Consider the following 18,336-nt stretch of genomic DNA (forward strand, 5'->3'; position numbering starts at 1 on the left):
CCTCTGTCATTCCGGAACTTGCGTTCCGTCGTCAATATCCGAAAAACCCGGTTGGGTTTTGGCCTTGCGGCCCTTGAAATCCACAATGGGCGCGAGCCGCGCCTCGCGCAGCTCGTCCAGCACGAAGCCCAGCGCATGCAACGGTGCAGGCGCGCGCTTCTTGCTCACTTTTTGACCCGGCTTGGGTTCCGGCGCCTCGCTCCACACGATTTGCCAGCCCGGGGCTGCGTCAGCCCCCTCTGCCGCTGCGGCACGCTCCAGCGTGCCGCGAAACTTCTTGCGGTTGGCCGACACCTGGCCCGCCGCGGCGGCGCCCATGGGCGCCTTGAGCGTGATGTCGATTACCTCGCCCACGAAACGTTCGAAATCCTGCTCATTGCGCAGCGGACGGTCAATACCCGGCGAGGACACCTCGAGCCGCTTGTAATCGACACCATCGACCTCCAGCGCGAACTGCAACTGGCGGGTCACCTTCTCGCAGTCTTCCACCGTCACGAAGGGCTCGGGCACGCCGGCAGCCACATCTTCTGAGGTGGGGGCCGTCCAGGGCAAATCAATCGTCACGCGCAGCAATCCCCCGGCGGAGCGCTCGATCTCTACCAGGTCGTAGCCCAGACCGGCTACGGTTTGTTCCACTATTTGCTGCAATGCCACGTGTTCGAAAAAGCCTTTTTAAGAATCGGTTTCCGTGTCACCCGCCCGCCGTGGGTGCCACCTGCATGAATAAAGCCAGAAAGCTCGAGAATGCATAGACCAAAAAAAACGGGCGGTTTGTACCCGCCCGTTTGGTCGTGAGCCTCGAATTATATGCTATTCACGTGATAAATGAAGGGGCTCGACCATTCAAACTGCCATCAGACGGCGAGATTTGGACCAGACCAGCGCAAATAAGACGGATCCGAACGCCAAAGCAGCCGCCGCGACCAGCAAAGGCAGCCCGAAAGAGCCGGTGCGTTGCGCAAGCGGCGCCGCGAAGAGCGGCCCGACGATCTGCCCCACTCCATATGACGCCGTGGCATAGCCGATCAGCCCTGCCGCCGCATTTCCGCGCAGCCGCCGCGCTTCCCGCACCGCGAAAAGCGTGATGGCGGTAAATGGCATGCCTAGCAGCAAGCTGCCGAACGCGAAACCGACGATCGTCGGCCAGGCAACCGACAGCACCACGCCAAGCGCCTGCAGCGCATAAGCCACGGCCAGCAATAGCCGGTTGTCCCAATGCGTCGGCGCGCGGGCGCCGATCAATGCCCCTGGAATGACGGCCAGCCCGAACAGCGGCCAGAAATAGTCCGGCCACGACGAGTCAGGCAGCGCCTGGCGCGCAATCACCGGCAGGAAAGTGGCCGTGATGATGTAGCCGAAGCCCGCCAGCCCGTAGAGCGACACCAGCCAGATCGCATCGCTGCGATCCGTACCCGTCCCCGTCGCGCCCGAAGCAGCGGCAGCCGAAGTGGCCGCCTTGCCTGACGCCAGTTGCCCATCGTCGAAAACCCGCCAGATCACGGCAATCAGCACGAAAGCCAGCAGGCCCAGCCCGATCCATCCGGCCTCGGAGCCCCATCGCCCGAGTGCTCCGCCCAGCAAGCCGGTCATGGCAATTCCAATGCCGGGACCGGTGTAGATCACGCCACCCAGCGTCGGCGCGTTGGTCTCGGCCAGCCTTCGCAACCCCCAACCCGAGGCGAAGACGAAAACCCACGCGCTCATCACGCCGGCGGTCCAGCGCAGCACGCCCCAACTGGTGAAACTGTGCAGCAGACCCATGCCGATCAGCAGCAGAGCCGTGGCGACCAGCCCGCCGCGCACCATGGTCGACGCCTTGATGCCGATGGCGGCGCAAGTGACAGCCCCCAGGAAATAGCCCAGGTAATTGAGCGACGCCAATACCCCGCCGGCCGCCAGTTCCAGCTTTCCCTCGTGAAGCATGATGGGCAGCATGGGCGTGAAAGCAAAGCGCCCCAGGCCCATTGCCACCGCAAGAGTGACCATGCAGGCCAGCGCCGCGCGCCAGGCCTCGCGCCGGTCGCGTCCGGTTTCCGACATTTCTTGCTTGCTCCGTTTATTCCAGCAGCGCGGCGGCCACCAGTTTTTTTGTATAGGGATGCTCAGGCCTGTCGAGCACGCGCTCGACAGGCCCGGTTTCCAGAATGGCCCCATCTTTCATCACGATGACCTGATGGGCCATGGCCCGGATCACCTCCACGTCGTGCGTGATCAGCAGATAGCTCAGCCCACGCTCGCGCTGCAGCCGCTGCAGCAGGCCCAGCACCTGCTTCTGGATCGTCACGTCGAGCGCGCTGGTCGGCTCGTCGAGCACCAGCAGTTGCGGATCGACGATCAGCGCCCGCGCAATGGCCAGCCGCTGCCGCTGGCCGCCCGAGAACTCATGCGGATAGCGGTCGAGCAGCGAAGGAAACTGCGATTCGGTCAATCCCACGTCGGCCAGCGCAGCGAGCGCACGGGTCCGGCGCGCCTCGGCGCCGAGTTCGGGCGCATGCACGCGCAACCCCTCGCCCACGATCTGCTCCACCGTCATGCGCGGCGACAGCGACGAGAACGGGTCCTGGAACACGACCTGCATCACCCGGCGCAACCCCAGGTCGGACGCACGGTCGACAGCCCAGTCCTTGCCGGCGATCTTCAGCGCCCCCTGGTGCTTCAGCAGGCCGAGCGCCGCCAGCGCGAGCGTCGACTTGCCCGAGCCAGATTCGCCGACCACTCCGAGCGTCTCGCCCGGCACGATGCGGAAATCCGCCCCCTGCACTGCCACGAACTCGCCCTTGCGGAACCAGCCGCCGATGCCGGGCTTCGGCACCGGATAGATCACGCGCAGCGCCTTGGCCTCGAGCACCGGCACGGTGCCGGGGCTGGCCGCCACTGCGGCAACATCGCGCGTCGGATGGCTGTCGATCAGCTTGCGGGTATAGGGGTGCTGCGGCGCGTCGAACACCGGGGCCACGGCGCCATGCTCGACGATGTGGCCGTTCTCCATCACGACCACGCGGTCGGCGAAGCGGCGCACCAGGTTCAGGTCATGCGTGATCAGCAGCACGGCCATGCCGTACTTGCGCTGGAGATCGGCCAGCAACTCCAGGATCTGTGCGCGCACCGTGACGTCGAGCGCCGTGGTCGGCTCGTCGGCCAGCAGCAGGCGCGGCTTGCAGGCGAGCGCCATCGCGATCATCGCGCGCTGGCGCTGGCCGCCCGACAGCTGGTGCGGAAACGCCCTCGCCCGCCGCGCCGGCTCGGGAATGCCCGTGTCGGCCAGCAGTTGCACGGCGGCGGCCTGCGCGGCGCGGGCCGACAGGGCTTCATGCAGCTCGAGCACCTCGGCGATCTGGTCGCCCACGCTGTAGAGCGCGTTGAGCGCGGTCATCGGCTCCTGGAAGATCATCGCGATCTCCTTGCCGCGGATGCCGCGCAGCTCGCGCTCGGGAATCGACAACAGGTCGCGCGGTGCTTGCTGGCGCTTTGCGCCGAAGAGCCGCGCCTCGCCGGTCACATCGGCGTTCTGCACCAGCCGCAGCAGCGACAGCGCGGTGACGGTCTTGCCCGACCCCGACTCGCCGACGAGCGCCAGCTTTTCACCGGTGGCGATCTGGAAGTCGATGCCGTGCACCACCTCCTTGCCGCCGAACGCGACGCGCAGGCCCTTCACATCGATCAGGGGCTGGCCGGCTTTATTGTTGTTGTCGCTCATCACTTGTCAGCCTTGCGCGGATCGAGCGCATCACGCAGCGCGTCGCCCATGAAAGTCAGCAGCATCAGCGTGACTACCAGCACGCCGAAGGTGGAAATGGAAATCCACCAGGCGTCGATGTTGGCCTTGCCCTGGCTCAGCAGTTCTCCGAGCGACGGCGTACCGGGCGGCACCCCCAGGCCCAGGAAGTCGAGCGAAGTCAGCGCCAGGATGGCCGCGCTCATGCGGAACGGCAGGAAGGTGACGACCGGCACCATGCTGTTCGGCAGGATGTGGCGCCACATGATCTGCAGATTGCTCACGCCTAGGGCACGCGCGGCACGCACGTAGTCCATCTGGCGATTGCGCAGGAACTCGGCGCGAACATAGTCGGCCAGACCCATCCAGCCGAACAGGCTCAGCAGGATGAGCAGCAGCGCCACGCTGGGCGCGAAGATCGCGCTGAAGATGATCAGCAGGTAGAGCTCCGGCATGGAGCTCCAGATTTCGATGAAGCGCTGGAACGCGAGGTCGATCTTGCCCGCGAAATAGCCCTGCACCGCCCCAGCGGCCACACCCAGCACCGTGCCGATGGCCGTGAGCGCCAGGCCGAACAGCACGCTCACGCGAAAACCGTAGATCAGCTGTGCGAGCAGGTCGCGGCCACGGTCGTCGGTGCCGAAGATGTTGTCGGCCGTCGGAGCGGCCGGACTGGGCGCTTTTGCGAAGTAGTTGAGCGTCTTCGGGCCGTACGGGTTGGGCGCGTAGATCGCCCAGTTGTCGCCCTTGGTGATCCGGTCGCGGATGTAGGGATCGAGGTAGTCGGCGGGCGTCTCGAAGTCGCCGCCGAAAGTCTTCTCGGAGTAGTCGCGCAGCACCGGAAAATAAGTACGGCCTTCATAGCGCAGCACCAGCGGCTTGTCGGTCGACAGCACCTCGGCGAACAGGCTGAGCACCACCATCACGGTGAAGAGCACCAGGCTCCAGAAACCGAGCCGGTTGCGCTTGAAGCGAAGCCAGGCACGGCGGCCGGGCGAGATATGGATTGAAGAACTACTCACTACAGAGCCCATTCCAGAAGCACCGAGGAACCGGCTCCGCCGGGCCTCAGGTGTTGCCCCCGGTAAGGGGACGGCGAAGCGGCACGAAGTGCGCGCAGCCTGGGGGCGAGCCAGTGTTCATTCGAATTTGACACGCGGGTCCACCCATACGTAGCAGAGATCGGAAATCAGCTTCGTCACCAAGCCGATCAGCGTGAAGAGGTACAGCGTGCCCAGCACCACCGGATAGTCGCGGCGGATCACGCTCTCGTAGCCCAGCAGGCCCAGGCCGTCGAGCGAGAACAGGGTCTCGATGAGCAGCGAGCCCGCAAAGAAGGCGCCGATGAAGGCAGATGGAAGGCCCGTGATGATCGGGATCAGCGCATTGCGGAACACATGCTTCCAGAGCACCTGCCGCTCGCCCAGCCCCTTGGCCCGCGCGGTCAGCACGTATTGCTTGCGGATTTCCTCGAGGAAAGCGTTCTTGGTGAGCATCGCCGTCACCGCGAAACTGCCGAGCACCATGGCCGTCACCGGAAGGGTGATGTGCCACAGGTAGTCGACGATGCGCGCCCCCCAGCCGAGTTCGTCCCAGTTGGCGGAAGTCAGCCCGCGCAGCGGGAACCACTGCAGTTGCCCGCCGAAGATCACCAGCAGCGCAACCCCGAGCACGAAGCCCGGAATGGCATAGCCGATCAGCACGATCAGCGTGCTGATCAGGTCGAAGCGCGTGCCCGCCCTCACAGCCTTGGCAACGCCCAGCGGCACCGCCACGCCATAACTGATGAAGAAGGTCCACAAGCCCAGGCTGATCGACACCGGCAGCTTCTCGAGGATCAGCGTCCAGACATCCTTGTTCTGGAAAAAGCTCTTGCCGAGGTCGAATCGCGCGAACTGGCCAAGCATCTGCCAGAGGCGCTCGTGCGGCGGCTTGTCGAAGCCATACAGCGCCTTGATCTGCTCCAGGCGCTTGGGGTCCACGCCCTGGTTGCCCCGGTAGCTGCCGCCACCCGATTCAAAACCGCCGCCTCCGCCGCCGCGGCCCGCCGTCTTGGCCTCGGCCAGGTACTGCTCGACCGGCCCGCCGGGCACGAACTGGATGACAAGAAAAGTGACAAGCAGGACACCGAGCAGGGTCGGAATGAACAACAGCAATCGCTTGAGGACATAGGAGAGCACTGGCTGTTTCCTTCTCTTCTATTTGTTCGATTGCTTCTGCGGCTGCCTGGCCCACCATGTGCCCATGACCCAGTCTTCACCGCCGGCATAGGGCGGCATCGGGGACTTGAACGCCAGGCGCCAGTCGTCGTAGACGATGCGGTGCGAGGTCAGCGTCCACTGGGGAATCAGGTAGTGGCTGTGCATGATGACGCGGTCCAGCGCGCGGCAGGCGGGCATCAGGTCGGCCTTGGTGTCGGCATCGACGATGTCCTTGAGCAGGGCATCGACCGCCGGGGTCGAAACGCCCATGTAGTTGCCCGAACTCTCCGTCTTGGCGGCCTTGCTGCCGAAGATTTCGAGCAGCGACTGGCCCGGGTTGTTGGTGCCCGGGAAGTTGATGGTGGTGATGTCGAAGTCGAAGCGGTCGAGCCGCTCCTGGTAGAGCGCGAAATCGACCGTCGCGAAATTCAGCGTGATGCCAAGCTTCTCGAGGTTGCGGACCCACGGCGACACGGTGCGTACGCCGCCTTCCTTGCTGTCGAGGTACTCGAGCGTCATGGCCTCGCCCTTGGCGTTGCGCAGGGCGCCATCGCGATACTCCCAGCCGGCCTCTTTCAGCAGGTCGCGCGCGCGGCGCAGGTTGTTGCGCAGCGAATGGCCCTCGCCCTCGGTGACGGGCGGCGTGTACATCGGCCCGAAGCTCGCGTCGGGGATCTTGCCGCGCCAGGGTTCGAGCAAGGCCTTTTCTTCCGGCGACGGCAGGCCCTGGGCCTCGCAGTCGGTGTTGCCGAACAGGTCTTTCACGCGCGGGTAGCCGCCGTAGAACATCTGCCGGTTCATCCATTCGTAGTCGAGCGCCAGGCCCAGCGCCTCGCGCACGCGCGGATCTTTCAGCCTCTCGCGGCGGCTGTTGAGCACGAAGCTCTGGAAGCCCGCGGGCTTCTTGTGCTGGAACTCGCGCTTGGCCAGTTCCCCGGTGTTGAAGCGCTTGCCGTTGACCCGCCTTGCCCAGTCGCCGGCCGAGTAGAAGCTCATCATGTCGAACTCGCCGGCCTTCAGCGCCTCGAGCCGGGCCGTGTTGTCCTTGTAGATCTTCACGGTGATGCGGTCGAAATTGTGCGAGCCGCGATTCACGGGCAGGTCGCGCCCCCAGTAGCCGGAGTCGCGCACGTAGGTGATGTCCTTGCCGAAGCGCACCGGGCCGATCTTGTAGGCGCCGCTGCCGATGGGGATGTCCATCACCACCTGGTCGAAGGGCTTGGCCTTGCCGTTCTCCACGCCCCATGCGCGGCTGAAGACCGGCAGGCTGCCGACGATCAGGGGCAACTCGCGGTTCGGCGTCTTGAACCGGAAGCGGATGGTGCGGGCATTGACCACGTCGGCGCCGTCGACCTCCTGCAAAAGCGTCTTGTAGCCGGGCGAGGTGTATGGGCCGATCAGCGTGTCGTAGCTGTGCTTCACGTCGGCCGCCTCGACCGGCATGCCATTGTGGAACCGGGCCTCTGGCCGCAAGCGGAAGGTCACGCTGCGGCGGTCGGGCGCCACGGTGACGTCTTCAGCCAGCAGGCCGTAGCCGGAGGCGGTTTCGTCCATGGAGCCGGTCAGTAGTGTGTCGAACAGCAGGCTGTCGAGGTAGGCCGGCGCCGAGCCCTTGATGGTGAACGGGTTGTACTTGTCGAAGGTGGAAACGCGCAGGTTGCTCACCAGCCGCAGTTCGCCTCCCTTGGGCGCCGCCGGATCGACGTAATCGAAGGCCTTGAAATCGGGCGCGTACTTCAGGTCGTCCCAGAGTGCATAACCGTGCGCGGCCCACGCGGGAACCGCACACACCATCAACGACCAGGCCCAGAGAAACCGCATGCGAGAATTCTGCCCAAGATTTTCACGAGGCAACTTCATGGGCTTTCTTTCCGGCAAGAAACTGCTGATCACTGGTGTATTGAGCAATCGCTCCATTGCTTATGGCATTGCCAAGGCCTGTCATGAACAGGGCGCGGAGCTCGCCTTCAGCTACGTCGGCGAGCGATTCAAGGACCGTATCACCGAATATGCCGCAGACTTCGGCTCGAAACTCATTTTCGACTGCGATGTGGGCGACGACGCGCAAATCGACAAGCTCTTCGCCGATCTGGCGCAGACCTGGCCCAAGTTCGACGGCTTCGTGCACAGCATCGGCTTCGCGCCGCGCGAGTCCATCGCCGGCGACTTCCTCGACGGGCTCTCGCGCGAAGGCTTCAAGATCGCGCACGACATCAGTGCCTACAGCTTCCCGGCCATGGCCAAGTCGGCCCTGCCCTATCTCAACGACAAGTCGGCCCTGCTCACGCTGACCTACCTGGGCGCCGAGCGCGCGCTGCCCAACTACAACACCATGGGCCTGGCCAAGGCCTCGCTCGAAGCTTCGGTGCGCTACACGGCCGCCTCGCTCGGCCCCAAGGGCATGCGGGTCAACGGCATCAGTGCCGGCCCGATCAAGACGCTGGCGGCCAGCGGCATCAAGGGCTTCGGCAAGATGCTCGCGGCCGTGGCCGACGCCTCGCCGATCCGCCGCAACGTGACGATCGAGGAAGTCGGCAACGTGGCCGCCTTCCTGCTGAGCGACCTGGCCAGCGGCGTGACCGCCGAGATCACCTATGTGGACGGCGGCTTCAGCAACGTCGTCGGCGGAATGGCCGAGTAAATCCGGCCATTGAGACCCGGCACGGCCACCAGATGGCCGCGCCTCGCTATTCATTTCATAGCATCGTGCTGAACCGACGCTCCCTCCTGCTTGCCGCTTTCGGCCTCGTTGCCGCGCCCGCCGCGTTCGCGCGCGCGGCGGCCCCCTCGTTGATGCTGGCCGACGTCTACCGCCCCGGCATGTCGCTGCACGACTACTGGGTGAGCGAAAAGTACGACGGCGTGCGCGGCTACTGGGACGGCAAGCAACTCTGGACTCGCGGCGGCGAGCGGATCGCGGCCCCCGCATGGTTCACCGCTGCGCTGCCGGCGCAGCCGCTAGATGGCGAGCTGTGGGCAGGACGAGGCCGGTTCGCGCATGCGGTGGCGACGGTGCGCAGCCAGACACCCAACGACATCGCATGGCACGAGATGCGCTTCATGGTGTTCGACCTGCCCAACCAGCCCGGCGACTTCACGGCACGGCTGGGCGCACTGCGCAAGCTGCTGCCGATCACCGACGCACCGTGGGTCGTGGCCGTTCCGCAGGAACGCGCGACCACACACGCAGAACTGCAGTCGCTGCTCGACAAGACGGTGAAGATGGGCGGCGAGGGGCTGATGCTCCACCGCGGCAGCTCGCAGTACCGTGGCGAGCGCAACAACGATCTGCTGAAGGTCAAGCCGTACGAAGACGCCGAGGCCCGCGTGGTCGAGCACGTGCCAGGCAATGGCAAGCATGCAGGCCGGCTGGGCGCGCTGCTGGTCGAGACGGCCGACGGCAAGCGCTTCAAGCTCGGCACCGGGTTGACCGACGCCGAGCGTGAGAATCCGCCGGCCATCGGCAGCTGGGTGACCTACCGCTACAACGGCACTACCACGAAGGGCCTGCCCCGCTTCGCCCGCTTCATGCGGGTGCGCGAAGGCTAGGCCAGCCCTTCGATCGGTCCGGCCGACTGGCCCCTACTTCATCTGCTTGACGCAGTCAGCGTAGTAGCGCTTCTTGCCCGTCTCGTCGACGCGCGCCACCAGGCCGTGGATGTCGGTTTCGAAGCCCGGGCACTGCAGGTTGAACTCGCGCGAGAACTTGAGGTAGTCGACGATCTTCTTGTTGAACACTTCGCCCGGGATCAGCAGTGGAATGCCCGGCGGGTACGGCGTGATCAGGCTGGTGGTGATGCGGCCTTCCAGCTCGTCGATCTCCACCCGCTCGGTCTTGCGGTGGGCAATGTGGGCGAAGGCGTCGCTGGGCTTCATGGCCGGCGTCAGGTCGCTCAGGTACATCTCGGTCGTGAGGCGTGCCACGTCGTAGCGCGCGTACAGCTGGTGGATGTGCTGGCACAGGTCGCGCAGGCCGAGGCGCTCGTAGCCGGGGTGCTGCTGGCAGAACTCCGGCAAGATGCGCCACATCGGCTGGTTGCGCGCGTAGTCGTCCTTGAACTGCTGAAGCGCCGTGAGCAGCGTGTTCCAGCGGCCCTTGGTGATGCCGATGGTGAACATGATGAAGAAGCTGTACAGCCCGGTCTTCTCCACGATCACGCCGTGCTCCGCCAGGAACTTGGTGACCACGCTGGCGGGAATGCCGGTCTCGGCAAAGTTGCCTTCCAGGTCGAGGCCGGGCGTCACGATGGTCGACTTGATCGGGTCGAGCATGTTGAAGCCGTCGGCCAGTTCGCCGAAGCCGTGCCAGTTGCGCGGCGACTTCTTGCTCTTGGCCTTGGACGGACCGTTCTTCTCGCCATGCATGATCCAGTCTTCGGCGCGGCCGATGCCCTCGTCAACGAGTTTCTCGGGGCCCCAGACCTTGAACCACCACTCGTCCTTGCCGAATTCTTCCTCGACCTTGCGCATGGCGCGGCGGAAGTCCAGCGCCTCCAGGATGCTCTCCTCCACCAGCGCGGTGCCGCCGGGCGGCTCCATCATGGCGGCGGCCACGTCGCAGCTCGCGATGATCGCGTACTGCGGGCTGGTCGACGAATGCATCAGGTAGGCCTCGTTGAAGAGGTCGCGGTCGAGCTGGCGGTTCTGCGAGTCCTGCACCAGCACGTGGCTGGCCTGGCTGATGCCGGCGAGCAGCTTGTGGGTGGACTGGGTGGCGAACACCAGCGATTCCTTCGGGCGCACGCGGCGCTTGCCCATCGCGTGATAGGCACCGTAGAACGGGTGGAAGGCGGCATGCGGCAGCCAGGCTTCGTCGAAGTGGAGCGTGTCGACGTAGCCGTCGAGCATGTTCTTGATGGTCTCGGTGTTGTAGATGACGCCGTCGTAGGTCGACTGCGTGAGCGTCATCACGCGCGGCTTGACCTTGTCGGGGTCCACGTCGGCCAGCAGCGGGTTGGCCTTGATCTTGGCCTTGATGGCGCTCTGCTCGAACTCGCTCTTGGGAATGGGGCCGATGATGCCGAAGTGGTTGCGCGTGGGCTTCATGAACACCGGAATCGCGCCGGTCATGATGATCGCGTGCAGGATCGACTTGTGGCAGTTGCGGTCGACCACCACCACGTCGTCCGGCGCCACCGTGTGGTGCCACACCATCTTGTTGCTGGTGCTGGTGCCGTTGGTAACGAAGAAGCAGTGGTCGGCGTTGAAGATTCGCGCCGCATTGCGCTCGCTGGCCGCCACCGGGCCGGTGTGGTCGAGCAGCTGGCCCAGTTCTTCCACGGCGTTGCAGACGTCGGCGCGCAGCATGTTCTCGCCGAAGAACTGGTGGAACATCTGGCCCACCGGGCTCTTCAGGAACGCCACGCCGCCCGAATGGCCCGGGCAGTGCCACGAGTAGGAGCCGTCTTCCGCGTAGTCGATCAATGCCTTGAAGAACGGCGGCTGCACGCCTTCGAGGTAGCTCTTGGCCTCGCGGATGATGTGGCGCGCCACGAATTCGGGAGTGTCCTCGAACATGTGGATGAAGCCGTGAAGTTCGCGCAGGATGTCGTTCGGAATGTGGCGCGAGGTCTTGGTCTCGCCGTAGATGTAGATCGGCACATCGGCGTTCTTGCGGCGCACCTCGCCGATGAAGTTGCGCAGGCTCAGCACGGCCGGGTCGAGGTCGGGGCCGACGGTGAATTCCTCGTCGTCGATCGACAGGATGAAGGCGCTGGCGCGGCTTTGCTGCTGGGCGAACTGGCTCAGGTCGCCGTAGCTCGTGACGCCCAGCACCTCGAAGCCCTCCGTCTCGATGGCTTGCGCGAGCGCGCGGATGCCGAGGCCCGAAGTGTTTTCGGAGCGGAAGTCCTCGTCGATGATGACGATGGGAAAGCGGAATTTCATGAGCGGGGCTCCGGGTCAGGCAATGAGACGAGGCGCGAAGTGTACGGAATTCAGATGAAGAATCCGGTCAGCTTGCCGCAAGCCATCCGCTGCAGGCGGGCAAGGGCCGCGCCGACCCGGCGCCAGTACCCCTACGCAAGACAAGCGCTTGGGGGCAATGCCGCAGAATGGCGCGCATCGAACAAGCAAGAAGAGGAGTCGACAACATGGCGAATTCCACAGTCTGGTGGCTGATCGCGGGGGCGGCCATCGTGGCCGAGCTGCTTTCGGGCACGGTCTACCTGCTGTTGCTGGCCGCGGGCTTTGCCGGCGCGGCAATCTCGGCACACCTGGGCTTCGACATCGTCACGCAGTTGATCGTGGCCTCGGTGATCGGCGTGGGGGCCGTGCTGGTCTGGTATTCCATTCAACGCAAGCGCCCGCCCGCCCCGCCCAGCGGCGCCAACCCCGACCTGAACCTCGACATCGGCGAGATCGTGCACGTGGAGGCATGGAACGCCGACGGCACTGCCACCGTGCGCTACCGGGGCGCGCAGTGGACGGTGGTGCCCCGCGCGGGCCGCGCGCCTTCGACCGGCGAGCACCGCGTGGTCGAGATGATCGGCAGCCGTCTCGTTGTCGACAAGGTTTAGTCAGTACGTCCGTAGAACTCAGAAAAGGAAGCGCACCATGGAATTTTCGGTCCCTCTCATCATCCTGGTCATCGCGATCATCTTCATCAGTCAGTCGGTCAAGTTCGTGCCGCAGCAGAACGCCTGGGTGCGCGAGCGCCTGGGCAAGTACCACGGCACCATGACGCCCGGCCCCAACTTCCTGATTCCGTTCATCGACCGCGTGGCCTACAAGCACAGCCTGAAGGAAATCCCGCTCGACGTGCCCAGCCAGATCTGCATCACGCGCGACAACACGCAGTTGCAGGTCGACGGCATCCTGTACTTCCAGGTGACCGACCCGATGCGCGCGAGCTACGGTTCGTCGAACTACATCGTGGCGGTGACGCAACTCGCGCAGACCTCGCTGCGCAGCGTGATCGGCAAGCTCGAGCTCGACAAGACCTTCGAGGAACGTGACGTCATCAATGCCCAGGTGGTGGCCGCCATCGACGAGGCCGCGCTCAACTGGGGCGTGAAGGTGCTGCGCTACGAAATCAAGGACCTGACGCCGCCGAAGGAAATTTTGCTGGCGATGCAGGCACAGATCACCGCCGAGCGCGGCAAGCGCGCGCTGATCGCGGCTTCCGAAGGCCGCCGCCAGGAGCAGATCAACATCGCGACCGGCGAGCGCGAGGCCTTCATCGCCCGCTCGGAGGGCGAGAAGCAGGCGCAGATCAACAACGCACAGGGCGAGGCGGCCGCCATCACGGCGGTGGCCACGGCCACGGCGGATGCCATCGAACGCGTGGCGGCGGCCATCCGCCAGCCGGGCGGGGAGCAGGCAGTTCAGCTCAAGGTGGCCGAGCGCGCAGTCGATGCCTACGGCAAGGTAGCGGCCGATTCCAAGACCACGCTGATCGTGCCGAGCAACATGTCGGAGACCGCCGCGCTCATCGCTTCGGCAATGCGCATGGTCCAGGCAGGCAAACCTTCTAATCCGACCTGAACAGACTGCTACAATCGTGGGCTCAGGAGCGGTGGATGAGCGGTTTAAGTCGCACGCCTGGAAAGCGTGTGAGGGTTAATAGCCCTCCGCGGGTTCGAATCCCGCCTGCTCCGCCAGAGATTGTTTGTTCGTAACCGTTCGCGAACATTGCTGATCAGGAAAAGCCCGAGTCGCCACAAGCGCTCGGGCTTTTTTGTCGTCCGCAAGACGGGCCAGAGCGTTGCGTTACAACAACTGGCATCGGCGCCCCAGGCACTTTCGTCTGGCGTACGATCCAAAGGTTTTACTTTCAAGCCCGCAAAGGAGCCTCGATGGCTGGACAACCGCAACCCTCGCCGCGTGGCAAGACATCGCTGGATAGCGCCCTGAAAAAGAGCGAACAAGTGGCCGCAGACGTGCAGCGGGCATCGGACAACCTCGCCGTGGTGAACACGGTGCTCGAACAAGAGCTGCCTGAAGAGGTTCAGGTCGGCGAAGTGGCGCAGGCCATCGAACACACGAGCCAGCTCGAGGAGAAACTGGCCAAGTCCGCCGAGAAGCTGGCCGAGGTCAATGCGGCCCTGAGCGAAGAAATCGAGAAGCGTCTCGAAGTGACTGCCGAGCGCGACGAGAGCCAGGCGCTGGCCGAAAAGCTCAAGGCCAAGATCCGCTCGGGACAGACGGACTGAACGTCGCATCGCGCGCCGCTCTCTCCGTCCGTCTCCCTTCTCCTACGCCGCGCCGGCATCAGGCACGCTACGCTATTGGTTCTCAAAGCGAAACCACGGCATGGCCCTCATCACGTTCCTCGTCGAGGACAACAAGACCATCAGGGACAACCTGGTCCCGGCACTGGAGGACCTGGTCAACGGCCGCGTGGTCGGCTTCGCCGAAACCGAGTCGGACGCACTGGCTTGGATCGCGGCGCATCCGGACGACTGGCAACTCCTCATCGTCGACCTGTTCCTCAAGGAAGGCTCCGGCCTGGGCGTGCTGGCAGGCTGCAAGACGCGCAAGCCCGGCCAGCGCGTCGTGGTGCTGAGCAACTACGTCACCGCTGACATCCGGGCGCGGTGCGGTGCGCTTGGCGCCGATGCCGTGTTCGACAAGTCGCGCGACCTCGATGCCTTCATCGAGTACTGCAACGCCGACCGGCCGTCAGGTCTCGCGCCGCTCTGAACCCGCCTTGGCGCGGACATGAAAAAAGGGCCCGAAGGCCCTTTCTCTTTTGCGGCAACCGCGCGGCTCAGCGCACCACGGCGATCTGCGTGCGCACACCACCCTTGTAGGTGTACAGCGTCAGCGCGCCGTTCTTGATGTCGCCCTTTTCGTCGAAGGCGATCGGGCCGGTCACGCCCTTGTATTGCACCTTGCCGACTTCCGGCAGGTACTTCTCAGGGTCGGACGAACCGGCCTTGACCATGGCTTCGGCCAGCACGTTGACCGCGTCGTACACGTACGGTGCATAGATCTGGACGTCCACGCCGTTCTTTGTCTTGAACTTGGCCTTGAAGTCTTCCAGCGGTTGCTTGAAGTCGCCGTCCACGCCGCCGGCTTCAGCGCACACCACCATGTCTTCGCCGATGGCATCGCCAGCCAGCTTGGGCAGTTCGCCGGTGCACAGGCCATCGCCGCCCATGAACTTGACGTTCAGGCCGAGTTGCTTGACCTGCTTGAGCATTGGGCCGCCGACGGCGTCCATGCCGCCGAAGAACAGAACGTCGGGCTTGGCGGCCTTCAGCTTGGTCAGGATGGCGTTGAAGTCGGTCGACTTGTCAGTGGTGAATTCGTGGCCCACGATGGTAGCGCCGGCAGCCTTGGCCGACTTCTCGAATTCTTCTGCGACGCCCTGGCCGTAGGCGGTACGGTCGTCGATCACGGCAATGTTCTTGCCCTTGAGCGTGTCGACTGCGTACTTGCCCAGCGTGCCGCCGAGTTGCGTGTCGTCAGCCACCACGCGGAACGTGGTCTTGAAGCCTTGACGCGTGTACTTGGGGTTCGTGGCCGAAGGCGAGATCTGCGGAATGCCAGCGTCGCTGTACAGCTTGGAGGCGGGGATGGTGGTGCCCGAGTTCAGGTGGCCGACCACGCCGTTGACCTTTTCGTCGACGAGCTTCTGAGCCACTGCGGTGCCTTGCTTCGGATCGCCTGCATCGTCTTCGGCGACCAGTTCGAACTTGGCGGTCTTGTCGCCGATCTTGACGCCCTTGGCGTTCAGGTCCTCGATGGCCATCTTGGCGCCCATTTCGTTGTCCTTGCCCAGGTGGGCAATGGGACCGCTGGTAGGTGCAACGTGACCGATCTTGACGACCAGCGTGTCCCCGGCAGGTGCTGGTGCAGGTGCGGCAGCCGGAGCAGCGGCGGTTGGCGCGGGCGCTGCAGCGGGAGCAGCGGCTTCTTCTTTCTTGCCGCAAGCCACAAGCGTGATTGCAGCCAGTGCGACCGCAGTCCATTTCAATTGCATGAGAACCTCCAGAACTTGGATGAAAAGAATAAAAAACCGGTCGTGTGATCCGGGCGGCTAGACCTCGCAAGTTTCGCGCCGCGGACCAGCGGCACCCTCACGCCCTTCCGACCTGCGGGGCAGTTTAGCCGAGGATTTATGCGCCGGAAGCTGGCGTAGACCCTGTGTTTTCGCTGAGTTCGGCGGCCATTGCCTCGATCACCAGAGCACGCAGAACAGCTTCGATTTCATTGCGCAAGCGCGGCACCATTGCATCGAGTTGATGCTGAACGGCAGCTGACACGGTGTCGCTCAAACGCTCTTCCAAAGAGAGGTCGACACGCTGCAGAACGCGATGCAGCAGTTGCTCTTCGAGGCTGACGATTTCCGCCTGCGAAAGCTGCGCGGCAGGTGGCAATGCCATGGTGCTTGCGGGGTCGGCTTGCGTCGCCGGCGGGGCCTCTGGCGGCTCGGGGCTCGCGGGCTCCGCCGGAATCTCGAGCACCGTGGTGAGGGTGGGAACGAAACGGGGCGGCGTGCGCAGCGTGCTGGCCATGTCAGGAACTCTTTGCGAAGTCGTGCGGCTGGATGGTGTAGCCGCGGTCGGCGTAGTGGCGCCAGCGCGAGCGGCCGACCTGGCGGTCGTTGCCCTCGTCGCTCACGATGTCGATAAGGCGCTCGTAGCGCTCGAAGCCGGCCGGCACCTCGAGGCCGAGGTTCACCAGCATCTCGCGGTGCGGCAGCGTCGCCGCGTCGGCGCCGTCGGAAGAAAGAATGACGGGCGTGCGCGCCAGAACATGGGCTGGTGCGTCACCGCGGCAGTGCGCGACGAAGTCGACCGGAGAGAGCTGCCAGAGCGCGGCATCCACCACGTCGAGCGCACGCGCGTCACCAATCACCACCACGCGCAGGCCACGCGCGTTGACGGCTTTTCGAACCAGCCTGCAGGCGTAGTTCAGCTTGTCCGGCGCGTTGTAGTGAAAGCCGATTTCCGTCACTTGGCGGACCGGGCCTTTCGAGCCGGGGTTCCGGGCGCTGCCGCGGCCCTGGGAGCGCCGCTCGCGGCACGGCTCGTGAGGTACGACACCAGCAGCCCCACCGGCCGGCCGGTCGAACCCTTGGCCGCCCCGCTCTTCCAGGCCGTGCCTGCGATGTCGAGGTGAGCCCAGGCGAAGTCGCCTGCAAAGCGCTGCAGGAACTTGGCCGCGGTGATGGCACCGCCGGCACGGCCTGCGATGTTGGCCACGTCGGCGAAGTTGCTCTTGAGGCCCTCGGCGTAGTCGTCGTCGAGCGGCAGGCGCCAGCAGCGGTCTTGCGAGGCTTCGCCGGCCGTTTCCAGCGCGGCGGCCAGCGTTTCGTCGCTGGAAAACAGGCCGCTGCGCACGCCTCCTAGCGCCACCACGCAGGCGCCCGTCAGCGTGGCGATGTCGATCACCGCGGCGGGGTCGAAGCGCTTGGCATAGGTGAGCGCGTCGCACAGGATCAGGCGGCCTTCGGCGTCGGTATTGAGCACCTCGATGGTCTGGCCGCTCATGCTGGTGACCACGTCGCCCGGCTTGACCGAGCGGCCATCGTTCATGTTCTCGCACGACGGGATCAGGCCGACGACGTTGATCGCGGGCTGGATGTCGCCGAGCGCCCGGAAGGTGCCGAGCACGCTCGCCGCGCCGCACATGTCGAACTTCATCTCGTCCATTTCGGCTGCCGGCTTGAGCGAGACGCCACCGGTGTCGAAGGTGATGCCCTTGCCGACCAGCACCACGGGGGCCTGGTCCTTGGGGCCGCCCTGGTAGCGCAGCACGATGAAGCGCAGCGGCTCGGCCGAGCCCTGCGCCACGGCCATGAAGGAACCCATGCCGAGCTTCTCGACTTCCTTCGGGCCCAGCACCTCGCACTTGATCTTCGGCAGCTTGGCCAGCCCCTTGGCGGCCTCGGCCAGCAGCGTGGGCGTGGCGTGGTTGGCGGGGCGGTTGCCCCACTCCTTGGCCAGCTCGATGCCCTGCACGGTGGCGCGGGCATCGTTGAAAGCGCCGGTAACAGCCGTTGCGTCATTCACGCCGACCGTCAGGTGCCGGATGCTGCGCGGCTCGGGCTTCGACTTGGTGGTGGTGTAGACATAGCTGGCGTCGGCCGCGGCCGTGACGGCGCAAGCCACCGCGGCGCCGTCCGCGGGTTGCGCGAACACCACGACCACCCGCTTCGGCCCGTGGGCTTTGGCCGCATTGACCGCCGCGGCGACGCCGTTGCGCACCGATCCGGGCTTGCCGTCGCCGATGGCCGCGAGCAGCACGCGGGCCGCCACGACGTCGTCCGGACGGTAGAGCGTGAGCAGTTTTCCGGCCTTGTCGGGCAGGTCTCCGGCCTTGCGGGCACTGGCGGCCAGCACGGAAAGCGGGTCTTTGGTGGTGAGCGGAGCGCTGCCGACGAGCACGATCAGGACATCGGATTTCTCGGCTGCAGCCTGGGCGACGGTGAGGGTCTTGAGTTGAAAGTCCATAATCCTTTTTTTCCTC

The 18,336-nt window shown here is 65.0% G+C and carries 17 protein-coding genes and 1 tRNA gene; 7 read left to right on the forward strand and 11 right to left on the reverse strand.

The window, feature by feature from the left end; all coding sequences use genetic code 11:
* Nucleotides 1-6 precede the first annotated feature (6 nt).
* From rimP to ACQY8B_RS11610, 6 genes are all read right to left on the reverse strand, one after another.
* Nucleotides 7-654, reverse strand: a complete 648-nt coding sequence (gene rimP, locus ACQY8B_RS11585; RefSeq protein ID WP_422086847.1) for a ribosome maturation factor RimP — start codon at nt 652-654, stop codon at nt 7-9.
* A 189-nt stretch (nt 655-843) separates the two neighbouring features.
* Nucleotides 844-2,040 carry a YbfB/YjiJ family MFS transporter gene (locus ACQY8B_RS11590; RefSeq protein ID WP_422086848.1) on the reverse strand — a complete coding sequence of 399 codons (1,197 nt, stop codon included), beginning with the start codon at nt 2,038-2,040 and terminating at the stop codon, nt 844-846.
* 16 nt (nt 2,041-2,056) lie between these two features.
* Entirely contained in the window at nt 2,057-3,697 is a 1,641-nt protein-coding gene (locus ACQY8B_RS11595; protein ID WP_422086849.1) for an ABC transporter ATP-binding protein, read from the reverse strand.
* Nucleotides 3,697-4,749, reverse strand: a complete 1,053-nt coding sequence (locus tag ACQY8B_RS11600) for an ABC transporter permease (protein ID WP_422086850.1) — start codon at nt 4,747-4,749, stop codon at nt 3,697-3,699. Before ACQY8B_RS11600 ends, ACQY8B_RS11595 begins: the two co-directional genes overlap by 1 nt.
* Before the next feature lie 105 nt (nt 4,750-4,854).
* The gene (locus tag ACQY8B_RS11605) at nt 4,855-5,895 is read right to left on the reverse strand and encodes a microcin C ABC transporter permease YejB (protein ID WP_081270546.1); all 1,041 of its coding nucleotides are present in this window, start codon (nt 5,893-5,895) and stop codon (nt 4,855-4,857) included.
* 18 nt (nt 5,896-5,913) lie between these two features.
* Nucleotides 5,914-7,737, reverse strand: a complete 1,824-nt coding sequence (locus tag ACQY8B_RS11610) for an extracellular solute-binding protein (protein ID WP_422086851.1) — start codon at nt 7,735-7,737, stop codon at nt 5,914-5,916.
* A 37-nt stretch (nt 7,738-7,774) separates the two neighbouring features.
* Between ACQY8B_RS11610 and fabI the strand changes: the two genes are divergently transcribed.
* Nucleotides 7,775-8,557 carry an enoyl-ACP reductase FabI gene (fabI, locus tag ACQY8B_RS11615; RefSeq protein WP_130424770.1) on the forward strand — a complete coding sequence of 261 codons (783 nt, stop codon included), beginning with the start codon at nt 7,775-7,777 and terminating at the stop codon, nt 8,555-8,557.
* Nucleotides 8,558-8,622: 65 nt separating this feature from the next.
* Nucleotides 8,623-9,465 (forward strand): DNA ligase, encoded by an 843-nt coding sequence (locus ACQY8B_RS11620; protein WP_422086852.1) that lies wholly within the window; start codon nt 8,623-8,625, stop codon nt 9,463-9,465.
* Nucleotides 9,466-9,498: 33 nt separating this feature from the next.
* Here the strand turns inward: ACQY8B_RS11620 and ACQY8B_RS11625 are convergent, their stop codons facing one another.
* Complete coding sequence (locus ACQY8B_RS11625; RefSeq protein ID WP_422086853.1) at nt 9,499-11,802, reverse strand: Orn/Lys/Arg decarboxylase N-terminal domain-containing protein; 2,304 nt, start codon at nt 11,800-11,802, stop codon at nt 9,499-9,501.
* 206 nt (nt 11,803-12,008) lie between these two features.
* Here ACQY8B_RS11625 and ACQY8B_RS11630 point away from each other — a divergent pair, with 206 nt between their 5' ends.
* From ACQY8B_RS11630 to ACQY8B_RS11650, 5 genes are all read left to right on the forward strand, one after another.
* The gene (locus ACQY8B_RS11630) at nt 12,009-12,434 is read left to right on the forward strand and encodes an NfeD family protein (protein WP_422086854.1); all 426 of its coding nucleotides are present in this window, start codon (nt 12,009-12,011) and stop codon (nt 12,432-12,434) included.
* A gap of 37 nt (nt 12,435-12,471) precedes the next feature.
* Nucleotides 12,472-13,401 carry an SPFH domain-containing protein gene (locus ACQY8B_RS11635; RefSeq protein ID WP_093054740.1) on the forward strand — a complete coding sequence of 310 codons (930 nt, stop codon included), beginning with the start codon at nt 12,472-12,474 and terminating at the stop codon, nt 13,399-13,401.
* 25 nt (nt 13,402-13,426) lie between these two features.
* Nucleotides 13,427-13,517, forward strand: a tRNA-Ser gene (locus ACQY8B_RS11640).
* Between the two features lie 267 nt (nt 13,518-13,784).
* Nucleotides 13,785-14,069: a hypothetical protein gene (locus tag ACQY8B_RS11645; protein WP_422086855.1), complete on the forward strand. Its 285-nt coding sequence runs from the start codon at nt 13,785-13,787 to the stop codon at nt 14,067-14,069.
* A 100-nt stretch (nt 14,070-14,169) separates the two neighbouring features.
* Nucleotides 14,170-14,559, forward strand: coding sequence for a response regulator (locus tag ACQY8B_RS11650; protein ID WP_081270538.1), 390 nt, complete (start codon nt 14,170-14,172; stop codon nt 14,557-14,559).
* A 67-nt stretch (nt 14,560-14,626) separates the two neighbouring features.
* Here the strand turns inward: ACQY8B_RS11650 and ACQY8B_RS11655 are convergent, their stop codons facing one another.
* The 4 genes from ACQY8B_RS11655 to ACQY8B_RS11670 all read right to left on the reverse strand — a co-directional run bounded on the left by ACQY8B_RS11655 (nt 14,627) and on the right by ACQY8B_RS11670 (nt 18,320).
* Nucleotides 14,627-15,844, reverse strand: a complete 1,218-nt coding sequence (locus ACQY8B_RS11655) for a branched-chain amino acid ABC transporter substrate-binding protein (RefSeq protein WP_422086856.1) — start codon at nt 15,842-15,844, stop codon at nt 14,627-14,629.
* Between the two features lie 136 nt (nt 15,845-15,980).
* A complete protein-coding gene (locus ACQY8B_RS11660; protein WP_422086857.1) occupies nt 15,981-16,379 on the reverse strand; it encodes a hypothetical protein in 399 nt (132 codons plus the stop codon).
* 1 nt (nt 16,380) lies between these two features.
* Nucleotides 16,381-16,821, reverse strand: a complete 441-nt coding sequence (locus ACQY8B_RS11665; protein ID WP_422086858.1) for a DNA polymerase III subunit chi — start codon at nt 16,819-16,821, stop codon at nt 16,381-16,383.
* Nucleotides 16,818-18,320, reverse strand: a complete 1,503-nt coding sequence (locus tag ACQY8B_RS11670) for a leucyl aminopeptidase (RefSeq protein WP_422086859.1) — start codon at nt 18,318-18,320, stop codon at nt 16,818-16,820. The genes ACQY8B_RS11665 and ACQY8B_RS11670 overlap by 4 nt, the downstream gene beginning before the upstream one ends.
* Nucleotides 18,321-18,336: the final 16 nt, after the last annotated feature.

The sequence above is a fragment of the Variovorax sp. genome, assembly GCF_965279555.1.
Taxonomy (GTDB): Bacteria; Pseudomonadota; Gammaproteobacteria; order Burkholderiales; family Burkholderiaceae_C; genus Variovorax.